Origin of the sequence: Flavobacterium suaedae, from assembly GCF_014642915.1 — a bacterium.
Taxonomy (GTDB): Bacteria; Bacteroidota; Bacteroidia; order Flavobacteriales; family Flavobacteriaceae; genus Flavobacterium; species Flavobacterium suaedae.
Genome location: NZ_BMJE01000001.1, coordinates 626736 through 639786, shown reverse-complemented (window position 1 = coordinate 639786; position 13051 = coordinate 626736). Strand labels below are relative to the sequence as shown.

Here is a 13051-nt window from a genome sequence, read left to right as displayed (position 1 = left end):
TATAAAATTAACATTTTTTTGTATTTAATAGTTTTTTAAATAAAAAAATAATTATAATGTATATTTTAGATATTAAAAAAGCCCTGTATTTGCAGGGCTTTTTTATATATAATAAGAGGAGTTATTTTACTCTTCTGTTTTCTTTTTAATTTTTACTTCAAACATTTTATCCCAGTTTTTACCGGTAACAAAAATAGTTTTGGTTTTAGGGTTATAAGCTATACCGTTAAGCACATCCATTTTTGGGTGCTTGGTTACTTTTTGCTTTAATTCAGAGAAGTTAATAATAGTCTCTACAGCACCTGTAGCAGGATCTATAACTGCTACAGCGTCCTTTTGGTATACATTACCGTATATTTTACCATCAATCCATTCCAGTTCGTTTACAGCCTTTATTTTAGAGTTACTGGTGTACACATTTACATAATCAACCTCTTTTAATGTTTCGGGGTCTAGCTTCCATATTTTTTCAGTACCATCACTTTGGTATAAGTACTCACCATCATTAGTAAGCCCCCAACCTTCAATATTTTTAAAATAAGGAAACTCCTTTATTTTTTCAAAAGTATCGGCATCATAAATAAAACCTGTCTTTTCTCGCCATGTAAGCTGATATACTTTATTATTAAGTATAGTTATACCTTCACCAAAGTATTCACCCTTTTGGCTTATTTTTTTATAAACCTTTCCTGTTTTATAGTCTACTTTACGCAGGGTAGAGTGTTGGTATTGTCCTGTACCTTCATATAAAGTATCACGATAAAACTCCAGTCCTTGAGTATAAGCCTCTATATCGTGAGGGTAAGTATTTACAATTTCGTACTCCAACAGTTCAGGTTGAATATCCGAAACCAATTCAATTCGCCCTGTTACTTCTGCATTTTCACCATCATAAAAAGTAAGTGCTTTAATGTTTTGGTAACCAAACTTTCTGCCTTCCAGTTTTATGTCCAGCTTTTCATTACCGGTTACTTTCCCCGCTCTTTCATTATTCAGGTAATACACAACTGAATCTACAGGCTTATTTTTAGCGTTTACAAGCGATAAAGAAAGTGTTTCATGCAGGTGATACTGCTGTTTCATAGCAGAAGTATCGAGCTTAAATAAATTATTTTTGTCTTTATCATCGTCTCCACACGACTGTAGTGTTATAGCCAACGAAATGAAAGCTAGTATTTTAAGTGTTTTCATAGTATTTATAATAGTTAAGGCAAGATACAATTGTATTTTATAACCGCAAATTGCCTTGCAAAAATATAAAAATAATGTATCTTTGCACTCGGCAAGTCCTACACGACCAGCTCCTGTAGAATCCTCCAGGGCGGGAACGCAGCAAAGGTATACGGTTGTAGCGGTGCGATGTAGGTCGCTTGCCTTTTTTTATTTCTTTTTAATGGTCTCCCTCGCGGAGATTTTTTTATTTTTGGGCGTTAAGTAACTACAATATAATGGACAGAAAAATAGTTTTAATAACCGGAGGTTCATCCGGTATAGGTAAATCCATAGGGAACTTTTTGCATGAAAAAGGATATACTGTATATGGTACAAGCCGTAATCCTGATAATGTAAAAGATTCTGTTTTTCCGTTGGTACAACTTGATGTCCGCGATTCAGAAAGTATTGCCAAAGCAGTACAGGAAGTAGTTACTAAATCAGGACGTATAGATGTACTGATTAATAATGCAGGAGTAGGGATTACAGGACCGCTTGAAGAAATACCTGCCGAAGAAATAAAAAACAACTTTGATACTAATGTTTTCGGGCCTATAGCGGTAATGAAAGCAGTATTACCCTATATGCGTAACCAAAAAGCAGGTTTAATAATAAATGTAACCTCTATAGCGGGTTACATGGGCTTACCTTACCGAAGCGTATATTCCGCCTCAAAAGGAGCTTTAGAACTTATTACAGAGGCATTACGCATGGAAGTTAAAAACTTCGGGATAAGTATTACCAATGTAGCCCCGGGCGATTTTGCTACTAATATAGCTACCCGGCGTTACCATGCGCCACTTATTGAAGGTTCTCCTTATGAAGAATCCTACGGACGTACCCTGCGAATGATGGATGAGCATGTAGACTCTGGCAGTAATCCTGAGAAAATGGCGCAAGCGGTATATAACATCATTAAAACAGATGTGCCAAATGTGCATTATAAAGTAGGGGCATTTATGCAAAAGTTCTCTATTGTATTAAAGCGAATTTTACCCGATAAGGTATACGAAAAATTACTGATGAATCATTATAAGTTGTAGTTTTGCAATTGAGTATAAAAACGATAACACAACCTATATAAATAAACAAAAAATGAAATTTTTTATTGATACAGCAAACCTAGACCAGATAAAAGAAGCTCAGGAACTGGGAATTTTAGATGGTGTTACTACTAACCCTTCATTAATGGCCAAAGAGGGAATTACAGGTAAGGAAAACATACTAAAGCACTATGTGGATATTTGTAATATAGTAGAAGGCGATGTGAGTGCTGAAGTAAATGCTGTTGATTTTGAAGGCATGGTTAAAGAAGGTGAAGAACTTGCTGCTTTACATGAGCAAATTGTGGTAAAACTACCAATGATTAAAGATGGAGTTAAAGCTGCTAAATATTTTGCTGATAAAGGTATTAAAACCAATGTAACGTTAGTATTCTCAGTTGGGCAGGCACTATTAGCTGCTAAGGCAGGAGCTACTTATGTATCACCGTTTATAGGTCGTTTAGATGATATTTCGGCAGATGGTTTAAGCCTTATTGAAGAAATTCGTCAGGTATATGATAATTATGGATTTGATACTGAAATATTAGCTGCTTCAGTACGCCATACGATGCATATTGTAGATTGTGCTAAAATAGGAGCTGATGTTATGACAGGACCACTATCGGCTATTACAGGGCTTTTAAAGCACCCTCTTACTGATGCAGGTTTAGCTCAATTTATTGCAGATTTTGAAAAAGGAAATAAATAATCAGTAAATTGATTTCTCATATAAAAAAAGCTCCCTATTTAGGGAGCTTTTTTTATTATATAATTTTTACTTCGGGAAGCTCAAAAGCTTCAGCTATAAATTGCTTATTTATTGTTGCGCCTGCTTTGTTTCCTGCTGCTACAGCATTAGCTACAGAGCGGAACAGGGTTAAGCAATCTCCCGCAGCATATATACCGGGTACAGAGGTTTCCATAGTTTTACTTACTTTAATAAAACCGTTATCAGTAAACTCGCAACCCAGTTTTTCGGGGATGTCACATTGTTGTACAAATGGTAGTTGCGTAAATAAAGCATCCAGTTTTTCTGGTTCGGTATCTTCAAACTGAAGTTCTGTTATATATCCGTTATCGTGAACAATATTCGTTATTTCATTTTCTATAATGGTAATATTATGTTCATTTAATAGTAATACTTCTTCCGGAGCCAGTGTGCTTGCACCATTAGTAAAAAGTGTAAGTTCACCTGCCCAATGGCATATTGTTTTAGCCATTTCATAACCCATATCGCCATTACCTAAAACACCCAGTTTTTTATTGGCTACCTCATAGCCATGACAATAGGGGCAGTGTAATATTGATATTCCCCAACAGGCTTCAAAACCCTGTATGCTTGGCAAAGTATCAGTAATACCTGTAGCAAAAAGTACTTTTTTACATTTTACAGGTTTTGACTTTTCTGACAGTATTTTAAAATGGTTGTTTTCTGTTTTTACCACATCTGTAACCGTATCAGTAGCAAAATCTACAGTTTTATATTGTTTTATTTGTTCTCTGCCTTTATCTCTTATCTCACACGGAGTAACACCGTCGTTTGTTAAAAAGTTATGTGCCTCGGGAGCTGATTTGTTACAAGGGTTGTCATTATCAATAACCAAAACATTACGTAAAGACCTGCCCAGAGCCAATGCTGCTGATAAGCCTGCATAGCTGCCACCAATAATAACTACATCGTATATTTTTTGCGCACTCATAAATAATAAGTATTAGCAATAAATGTATTAAATGTAGCTGTTAAAGCAGGCGACTTTAACGTAACTTAAACTTTTGATGAAGTAAATGAGAAATAGAAGTTTACTCTATTACTATCTCTTTTAATTTTTGTCGATAAGCCTCCAGTATTTTAGCTTTATAAATAAAGCCATAATACTTGCCGTCTTTTAAAATAGGCAGATAGTCAGCATTAGCCTCTTCAAATTGTTCCATAATTGTTTCTACGGAGTCTTCAATAGTTACAATTACAGGTGGAGTTGTTATTAACTCATCCAGTTTGCTGTATTTTATTTTAAAAGGACTAAATACAATATGCTTTATAGTATTGAAATCTATAACACCCAGAAGTTTGTTTTTCTGGTCGGTTACTGCAAAAACATTGTGGTGTGTAGATGATAAAAGATTTACAATATCATCGGTAGTATTTTCATCAGCTTTTATAACTTTTATATCAGTATTTATAAGGCTTAATAAGTCCAGAGTAGAAAGTATATTCTTGTCTTTATCTCCTGTAAATACATCGCCTTTATCAGCAAGGTGCTTAATATCCATTGAGTGCTTTTCAAACTGTTTAGACACTGCAAAACTAATAGAAGAAACAATCATTAGCGGAACCATAAGGTTATAGCCTCCTGTTATCTCCCCGATAAGGAATATAGCCGTTAAAGGCGCATGGAATAATCCGCTTAATATACCTGCCATACCCACTATAGTAAAACTGCTTAGCGGCAGGTTTTTAGCAAAACCTAAAAGGTGAAGTAGTTTAGCTACTACAAACCCAAGGTAAGAACCAACAAAAAGAGAAGGAGCAAAGTTACCGCCATTACCACCACTAGACAGGGTTAAACCTGCTGCAAATACTTTTACCATCATAGTGAGTCCTACAAAACCTAAAAGTACCCAGGCATTATCTTTAAAACCTTCGAGAAGTGTATTGTTTAGTATTTCGCTAGGGTCGGCATTGGTAAGTATTTTTATACTTTCGTAACCCTCACCAAACAGTGTAGGAAACAGGAATATTAAACCTGCTAAGGGTAATGCTCCATATAATGCTTTACGATAATCACTCTTTTTCATTCGGGCAAAATAGCTTTCTATTTTTTGAAATTTTCGTGCATGATATACCGATACAAGCCCGCCTAAAATACCCAATAATATATAATACGGTATGTTATGATAATCAAACATATGCTGTTGCTTAAAGGAAAGCAGTACTTCTTCATTTAGCACTATATTTGATATAATAGCACCTGTAGCAGCCGATATCATAATAGGGATAAACGCAGTAATAGAAACATCCGTAAGAACTACTTCAATAGCAAAAAGCACCCCTGCAATAGGAGCGTTAAAGGCTGCTGCTATACCTGCTGCTACACCACATGCAAGCATTAAAACCCTGTCTTTTTGAGGAAGTTTATATTTTTGTGCAAAGTTAGAACCAAAGGCAGCTCCTGTTATGGTAATGGGTGACTCCAGTCCTGCAGACCCTCCTAAACCAACGGTAAGGGAACTGGTTATAATTTGTGAGTACATTTGCTTTCGCGGTATAATACCACCCCTGCGTGCTACAGAGTATAATATACTGGAAGTACCCTTTTCCATCCTGCCATTTAGTATTTTTCTAACAACAAGAACTGTTAGTAATATACCGGCAATAGGCAATAAACTGTTAATATATGGCAGTTTTAAATAGCCATTTATATAGTTAGCAAAATTAAATACATTATGCGCAAACCCTTTTAGTATAATTACGGCAAAGGCTGTTGATATAGATACAAGTACTGCCGATAGGTATATAAATTGCCTATCTGACAGCAAACTTTTAGCTATAAAAAACAGGGTTTCAACACGACGAAAGTTATTCCTGAAGAATAACCGTACTTTTGAAACATTACGATTGAGCATTGTTTATTTCTGTAAAAATTTAATTTTTTGAATAAAACAGCAAAGTTACTTCATTTAAAAAAAACGACGGTAGGTTTTTACCTTTTTTAAATTGAAATTAGCATTAATAGGCTTGACACGATAATAGCAGAAAGAAAACTATTATTTTAAGTTTATGATTGTAATGTTGGTAATTTCTCTTGTACAAAAACCTGAACAGCCTCAAAATACTCAGTAAACTCTTCTTCAAATTCCGCATAATAGGCTACAAGTTCATTTTTAGCGTTACGCATACCCGATTTGTTTTTTGTTCGCTTATCCATTTGTTCCAGTATTCGGGATATACCTTCTACAGAGGCGTAACTTAGCAACCAATTATATTTAACCATGTAAGGAATCATATTTTTAGTTTTCTCTGTAAGCACATCATAATTTTCCTGTAATAAGTTATAAAAATGCTGTGTATAGTCTGCTAATGGAATATCGCTGTAGTTACCCCAGTTTTTAGCTAAAAAATGATCGTAATATATATCTATAATAACCCCCGAATAGTGATGATAAACAGGGTGTAATCTTTTGGTGCTTTGCCTGAATATAGGGTGAGCATCGGTATAACTATCAATAAGTCGATGTAATATTATACCTTTTTGTATATCTTCGGGAAAGTTTTCAGAAGGTTTACCATACACTCCGTCAGCCATAAAGTTACCTATCTTAAGCAAGTCATTATCACCTGAAAGGTATATGTGAGCAAGGAAATTCATGTTTACAAGATAAGCATTTGTTGCTTTATTAGGAAGCAGTAATTTTTATCTTGCAAAAAATAAACTTTAGTTAAAACTAAACCTTAAGGAAGTTTTATATTTGTTGTAACCAAAAACCGAAAATTTATGACATTAATTAAATCCATTTCTGGGATACGAGGTACAATAGGGGGAAATACAGGGGATAACCTAACCCCTCTGGATGCTGTAAAATTTGCATCAGCATACGGTACGTGGCTAAAAAAGCATGCCGGTAAACAAAAAATAAAAGTAGTAATAGGAAGAGATGCACGTATATCAGGACCTATGATTCATAATTTGGTTATGAATACATTAGTAGGTTTGGGTATAGATGTCATTGACTTAGGGCTTTCTACTACACCAACTGTTGAGGTTGCCGTTCCTCTGGAAAAAGCTGATGGTGGTATAATACTTACAGCCAGCCATAACCCTAAGCAATGGAATGCCTTAAAATTACTTAATGAAAAAGGAGAGTTTTTAAGCGGTAAAGATGGTGCTGAAATACTTGAAATAGCAGAAGACGAAGCTTTTGAATATTCGGATGTAGATAGTTTAGGAGAAGTAACGGAGAATGGTGCTTATATGGATATCCATATTGATGAAGTGCTTGAGCTGCCGTTAGTAAATGCTGATGCAGTACGCGAAGCAAAATTTAAAGTAGTTGTTGATGGTGTAAACTCATCAGGTGGGGTAATAATACCAAGACTATTAAGACAAATGGGCGTTGAGGTTGTAGAATTATACTGCGAGCCTAATGGACATTTCCCTCATAACCCTGAACCACTAAAAGAGCACTTAACAGATATATGTGAGCTTGTAGTTAAAGAAAAAGCCCACTTTGGTATAGTAGTGGACCCGGATGTAGATCGTTTAGCATTTATATCAGACGACGGAGAAATGTTTGGCGAAGAGTACACACTGGTAGCTTGTGCAGACTATGTTCTGAGTAAAACACCAGGTAACACGGTTTCTAACATGTCATCATCAAGAGCATTACGCGATATTACCGAAAAACATAACGGTAGCTACGAAGCCAGTGCAGTAGGTGAGGTTAACGTAGTAGAGTTAATGAAAAAGAATAACGCCATAATTGGTGGCGAAGGTAACGGAGGTATTATTTACCCTGAGTTACACTATGGTCGTGATTCGCTGGTAGGAGTAGCACTTTTCCTTACGTACTTAGCTGAAAACAATATAACTTCTGTAGCGGCATTGAGAGCATCATACCCTCAGTATTACATGAGCAAAAATAAAATAGAGCTTACACCACAAATAGATGTAGATGCTATTTTAAAAGGTATGGCTACTAAGTATGCTAATGAAGAGGTATCTACTGTTGACGGTGTTAAGATTGACTTTGCTGAAGAGTGGGTACACTTAAGAAAATCGAACACAGAGCCTATTATCCGTATTTATACAGAGGCACATACACAAGAAAAAGCAAATGTTTTAGCTGAACATATAATGGGAGAAATAAAAGAAATAGCAGGTATATAATTAGCTATAGCTTATAAAATCAGAATCCTCAATAATTTATTTTATTGGGGATTTTTTATTTTTCTGTTTTAAACCACTTATAATAAAGCATTCCGGCATATTCATGCAATGCCTTTGTAGTATACTTTATTTTTTCTGAAGAAGGTTTCCAATTGTACATTAAGTTATCAGTGTCATGTTTTACCTGGTAATCAGTAGGCGCAGGAACAGGGTTTAATCCTACCCGTTTAAATGTTTTTATAGCTCTGGGCATATGATAAGCACTTGTAACCAATATCAGTTTTTTATCGTTTCCGAATCTTTTTTTAAACGCAATAGCTTCTTCCCATGTAACAGCAGGTTGTGTAAGCATTATAGTGTCTTTAGCCTTTACACCTAAAGAAATTGCGGTTTCAGCCATTAGTTTTGCATGTGCGGGCTTAGTGCTATATTTTGTATACCCTGAAAGTATTAACGGGGCTTTGTTACCTTCATTATATAACCGTATACCTTCGGTTAGCCTTGAAAGCGCTGTAGCAGATATTTGTTGTGATGGTACTAAAGTTGTATCATAAGTATGACCGCCGCCTAAAACTAATATTGGCAAATTATTGTTTGCCTCAATATGTTTAAGTGGTTTATATTGTTGTTCCAGTCTTCTTATTAAGTAAGTTGGTAAAGGGCTAATACTGAATATAAAAAGCTCTGCAATAGCTATGACAGCTATTCTATTAGCTGTTTTTTTACGTTTCATTGCATAAAAAAACAAGGATAGTACTATGAAAATCCAAAATACCGCCAAAGGGTTAAAGAAAATATCCATTGGTGCTAAATTAAAAAATCCTGCTCTATACAGAGCAGGATTCAATTCAAAAAAGTATTCACAAAATTAATTAACAACTAATTTTTTAACTATACCTTCAGCAGTTTTTATAATGTATATACCTGAAGACATGGTAGTAGTATTAACTTTTAAAGCTTGTTTTTCTGAGTGTACCAATTTACCATTCAGGTCATATATTTCCACATCAGCTATACGGTTAAAATAAACTATACCGTCGTTAGCAGGGTTAGGGAATATTGTAAATCTTTTAGGTGCATTTACAAAGTTATCAGTGCTAAGGTTAGTAGTATCTACTTCATAAATTGTAAGTGTACCACTTATTTCGTTAGCTACAATAACATAGTTTTTATCATCAGGACTATCAGTGTTACTTATAAATGCAATCCCTTCAGGACCGTTATCTCCACCAAATTCACTAACACTTCTGGGGTTTTTATAGTCAACAAAAGTAGGAGCTGTTGGGTCAGTAATATCATATACCATAATACCACCTATTCTTTCAAGACCAACAAAAGCAAAAGTATTGTTACCTATAGTACCTAAAGCTACACCTTCAGGTTCAGGACCTTTAGCACGGCTTCTTGATTTAAGTTCATTTTCATCACTGTCAGAGTTAAATATAGCACCAATAACAGCATCGGCAGCAGTAATCATTTCAAAATCGTCACCACTATCGTAAACAATCTCTTTACTGTCTGCATTAAATATTGAGAATGAACGCGAACCTAAACAGTATATTTGCTCAAATTCTGTATCGTTATCAGTATCACCATCAAGATTAGTAACTCTCATTCTACCTGCATTTTTCTCTTTTTTAAGCATTGCTGCCTGTGGGTATGCAGTAGCATCAAGAGTGTAATCATCATTACCTATAGTAGTTCTTTCTTCAAAACCGTCATATTCTTTCTCGTCACCTTCGTTAGCGGTAACAATATAGTTAGTACCACCCACATTGTAAGTAGCAACAGCGTCCGGCATATAGTATGCTTGTATAGGCCAGTTAGCAATAAGTATTTCGTCATTTTTATCAGAAATATCAAAACCGTTACCTGCCTGGCTCATGTCTTTAGTTCCAAGCGCCCATACATCGGTAATGGTATTATCAGTAAGGTTTATTTCAGCTATAGCATTATTTTCCTGTAGTGAAATCCATGCAGTGTTAGAGTCGGCACTAATAGTAACGTATTCAGGTTCAAAGTCCTGAGACATTGTGCTTGCAGCATATAATTTTCTAACTCCGGCAGCGATTAATTCAGCTTCCTGAGAATTATAATCAGTAAAGTAAATTGTAGTAACATCAGCATCAGTAAGGTTTTCTATACCACCTGTAACATTTATAACACTTACAGAACCTTCAGGATCTATACTGTAATCATTGTTTGGCTGACCTTCGTTTGCGGTAATAACTTTAGTTGCATCAGGTGTAAAAGCAAGGTTATCCGGTAAAGCACCAACAATTACCTGGCTTTGCATATCACCATCAACATTAAAGAATACTACAGAACCATCTAAATGCTCATCAGCGTTTGGAGCAGCAACTGCAACCATACCATTTTTAACCGCTACGCTTGTAATGCCACCAAAACCACTCATATCAACAGAGTTCACTACTGTTGGAGCTTCAGGATTAGAAAAGTCAATTATATCTAAGAAACCTTCTTCGGCACTTGTAGTAAACAGTCTTTCACTTTCAGGATCATAGGCTACAATTTCGCATGTGCTGGAACCTGTTCCTGAAGGGTCGAAACTACCGATGTAATCAAGTTCTATGCTTTGAGAAGCTGTAGGCGCCATACGGTCGTTATCTATAATGTATATAGTAGCCATTGTTTCGCCTTCTATTCCTACAGATACAGGGTTTTCAAGGCTTAGAACAAAATATTCTGCCTGTTGTTCTTCTTCAGTATCATCAATTACAGGTATTGATATAGTTTGTGTAAGTTCACTTGTACCAGTAAAGTTAAGTGTAGTTGTGGTATAAGTAAAGTCGTTAGAGTCAGCAGTGCTGAAAGGCGCTCCTTTAAGTACTATATCAACCGAACCTGTAGCAGGGTTTACAAGGTTTAAAACAACCTCTATTGTACCTGCATCTTCATTTACTACTATGTAGTCAGTATCAAATGAAATTTCGGTATTGTAAGTAAAGCTAAAGTTATATGCACAAGCCATAGTAATACCGGCTTCATCTTCTATATTGTTTATAGTAAGCCCGTAGTCTGTACCTAAAGCAAAAGGAATAGTGTAAGTAAGTGTCACCACATTACCCTCTGCATTTGCAGTGTCAAGTCCGTTAATACCTGTATAGTTAGCTATTGTAGCAGCAGAAGTAGCATTAAGTTCGTTATTGAAAACAACTTCTATAGTAGTTTGGTTTACTACTGTAATTTCCTGTACTGTTGGAGAGCTAGGGAAGTTCCATGTTGGCCATTCCTGTGCAGGAGTATCTTCACCTATACCAACCCAGTTAGCAGGGTTTTGTATAGCAACTCTTAAATCGGCAGGAGTACCTTCCTGTGTGCCGTTATAGTAAGCGTTTACAGTGTTACCATCAACGTTACCGGGAGCAGTAGAAAGGTTTACTGCGCTAACGCCGTCTTGTAATCCCATTGGTATCATAGATTCACTACCACCACAATCAGTATTTGTTTCTAACCAGTCATTAGAAGTCATTGCGGTAATATAATTAGGATTTTCAACTGAACCTGTGTAAACTATTACCTGGTCTCCGCCTGAACTTAAACCGAAATCATCACCCGTTACTGTACCTGAATTTGTTACAAGGTCAGAAGTTTGTATTGTAATTACAGAACCGGCAGGAACACAATCAGTAGCAGTCCAAATAATAGCGTCTCCACATTGTGGTTGCGGGTTTGTAGTATATTTTGAATCTGTAAGGTAAATAAATGTACCCGGAGCAATATCAACAAGTGTAAGTAGTGCTATTTCATCTTCTGCATCACTTGCATTCATACGGTATGCAGTAAATACCATATCTCCTGCACTTAATTCTGTTTGTTCAGCTATAGTCATAAATACAGATGATTGTACTTCTGTAATAGCATTATCGCTCATGTCTTCTACTGTATTAGCTAAAAGTGCAACATAATATTGTTGATTGTTTAGTAAATCTTCGGTAGGAGTTATTGTAATTGTATTATTGTTAAAGGTAGCTGTAAACGGTACAGCAGTACCTTCTGCATCATCAAGACGAAGTTCTACAACACTTGCAGCATTAGCATCAGTTATCGGGCTGTCATCTGTAAGTCTAACATCTTCATTAAATTCAATAGAAGGTGTTGTAGTTACAGGTAAATAGTTCTCTTCGTTAGAAGGAGTAAACATTGCCATAGGAGCGGTAACATCTTCAACACCATCCATAAGTGTACCTTTAACGGCAATGTTGTCAAATCTGTTATTTCCGCTGTCACCTGAAGCATTATCACCTCCAAAATTTATTTTAAGTATAAAGTCAGCATTATTTTCTGCTCCTTCAATTGCAGAAAAATCTAATGTTACCAACTGATAGTCATCAGGACTAGGGTTAAATGATGTAAGTGCTAAATCTGCATTGGTGTAGTTTGCACCACCATCAAGGCTGTATGAGTATAATTGCTCTGTAGCACCTGAGTTTGTTCTTCGGGTAGCAAATGTTACTTCAATGTTTTCATACCCTGTGGTTGGAAATGCAATAAGGAAGTCTCTTGTATCACTAGGGTTTCTCGGGCGGATACCATTTCCTGCCTCAGCATCCATTTGTGCATTAAGTGCATCACCCGATACGTCATCCATATAACCATCGCCCGTACCGGGGTAAGTTATAGATGGAGTACCTGCAATAATTGAATAATCAGCAGGAACCGTTTCTACTGTACCATCTATGGTATTAAAATTCCAGTAATGTACTAATTCCTGTGCTTTTGCTAAAGTAGTTACTAAGCAGAATGCCAGTAACATAAAGCATTTTTTAGTGTAGTTGTTCAACATAGTTTTGTAGTTTGTTAATAATAGCTACAAAACTGTGCTTTATATCTTAATTAATTATTAAGTGAATAAAACTTCTCTATTAACTAAATAGTTGTAAGTGTTTA

Annotated in this window: 9 protein-coding genes and 1 other RNA gene; 4 read left to right on the top strand and 6 right to left on the bottom strand. The window is 35.7% G+C overall.

All coding sequences use genetic code 11. The annotated features are described in order from the left end of the window. Positions 1-126: 126 nt before the first annotated feature. Positions 127-1191, bottom strand: coding sequence for a glutaminyl-peptide cyclotransferase (locus IEW45_RS02990; RefSeq protein WP_188619736.1), 1065 nt, complete (start codon positions 1189-1191; stop codon positions 127-129). A gap of 89 nt (positions 1192-1280) precedes the next feature. Between IEW45_RS02990 and ffs the strand changes: the two genes are divergently transcribed. The 3 genes from ffs to fsa all read left to right on the top strand — a co-directional run bounded on the left by ffs (position 1281) and on the right by fsa (position 2964). Next, an RNA gene (gene ffs, locus IEW45_RS02985) (signal recognition particle sRNA small type) lies at positions 1281-1379 on the top strand. Between the two features lie 69 nt (positions 1380-1448). Beyond that, on the top strand, positions 1449-2255 hold the full coding sequence (locus IEW45_RS02980; RefSeq protein WP_188619735.1) for an SDR family oxidoreductase: 807 nt from the start codon (positions 1449-1451) through the stop codon (positions 2253-2255). A 52-nt stretch (positions 2256-2307) separates the two neighbouring features. After that, entirely contained in the window at positions 2308-2964 is a 657-nt protein-coding gene (gene fsa / locus IEW45_RS02975) for a fructose-6-phosphate aldolase (RefSeq protein WP_188619734.1), read from the top strand. A gap of 55 nt (positions 2965-3019) precedes the next feature. Here the strand turns inward: fsa and IEW45_RS02970 are convergent, their stop codons facing one another. The 3 genes from IEW45_RS02970 to IEW45_RS02960 all read right to left on the bottom strand — a co-directional run bounded on the left by IEW45_RS02970 (position 3020) and on the right by IEW45_RS02960 (position 6622). Continuing rightward, positions 3020-3955 carry an NAD(P)/FAD-dependent oxidoreductase gene (locus IEW45_RS02970; RefSeq protein WP_188619733.1) on the bottom strand — a complete coding sequence of 312 codons (936 nt, stop codon included), beginning with the start codon at positions 3953-3955 and terminating at the stop codon, positions 3020-3022. 100 nt (positions 3956-4055) lie between these two features. Beyond that, on the bottom strand, positions 4056-5879 hold the full coding sequence (locus IEW45_RS02965) for a chloride channel protein (RefSeq protein WP_188619732.1): 1824 nt from the start codon (positions 5877-5879) through the stop codon (positions 4056-4058). Positions 5880-6031: 152 nt separating this feature from the next. Next, positions 6032-6622, bottom strand: coding sequence for an acyl carrier protein phosphodiesterase (locus IEW45_RS02960; protein ID WP_188619731.1), 591 nt, complete (start codon positions 6620-6622; stop codon positions 6032-6034). Positions 6623-6748: 126 nt separating this feature from the next. On the opposite strand from IEW45_RS02960, the gene glmM reads away from it, so the two are divergent. Further along, a complete protein-coding gene (gene glmM / locus IEW45_RS02955; protein ID WP_188619730.1) occupies positions 6749-8140 on the top strand; it encodes a phosphoglucosamine mutase in 1392 nt (463 codons plus the stop codon). A gap of 55 nt (positions 8141-8195) precedes the next feature. Here glmM and IEW45_RS02950 read toward each other — a convergent pair whose 3' ends face one another. Both IEW45_RS02950 and IEW45_RS02945 read right to left on the bottom strand, forming a co-directional pair. Continuing rightward, positions 8196-8873 carry a YdcF family protein gene (locus tag IEW45_RS02950; RefSeq protein ID WP_188619729.1) on the bottom strand — a complete coding sequence of 226 codons (678 nt, stop codon included), beginning with the start codon at positions 8871-8873 and terminating at the stop codon, positions 8196-8198. 135 nt (positions 8874-9008) lie between these two features. Further along, entirely contained in the window at positions 9009-12947 is a 3939-nt protein-coding gene (locus IEW45_RS02945; protein ID WP_188619728.1) for a choice-of-anchor I family protein, read from the bottom strand. Positions 12948-13051: the final 104 nt, after the last annotated feature.

Bases quoted from the DNA above. Each gene is read 5' to 3' on its own strand.
- IEW45_RS02990 (WP_188619736.1), bottom strand. From the start codon at position 1,191: ATGAAAACACTTAAAATACTAGCTTTCATTTCGTTGGCTATAACACTA.
- IEW45_RS02980 (WP_188619735.1), top strand. From the start codon at position 1,449: ATGGACAGAAAAATAGTTTTAATAACCGGAGGTTCATCCGGTATAGGT.
- fsa (WP_188619734.1), top strand. From the start codon at position 2,308: ATGAAATTTTTTATTGATACAGCAAACCTAGACCAGATAAAAGAAGCT.
- IEW45_RS02970 (WP_188619733.1), bottom strand. From the start codon at position 3,955: ATGAGTGCGCAAAAAATATACGATGTAGTTATTATTGGTGGCAGCTAT.
- IEW45_RS02965 (WP_188619732.1), bottom strand. From the start codon at position 5,879: ATGCTCAATCGTAATGTTTCAAAAGTACGGTTATTCTTCAGGAATAAC.
- IEW45_RS02960 (WP_188619731.1), bottom strand. From the start codon at position 6,622: ATGAATTTCCTTGCTCACATATACCTTTCAGGTGATAATGACTTGCTT.
- glmM (WP_188619730.1), top strand. From the start codon at position 6,749: ATGACATTAATTAAATCCATTTCTGGGATACGAGGTACAATAGGGGGA.
- IEW45_RS02950 (WP_188619729.1), bottom strand. From the start codon at position 8,873: ATGAAACGTAAAAAAACAGCTAATAGAATAGCTGTCATAGCTATTGCA.
- IEW45_RS02945 (WP_188619728.1), bottom strand. From the start codon at position 12,947: ATGTTGAACAACTACACTAAAAAATGCTTTATGTTACTGGCATTCTGC.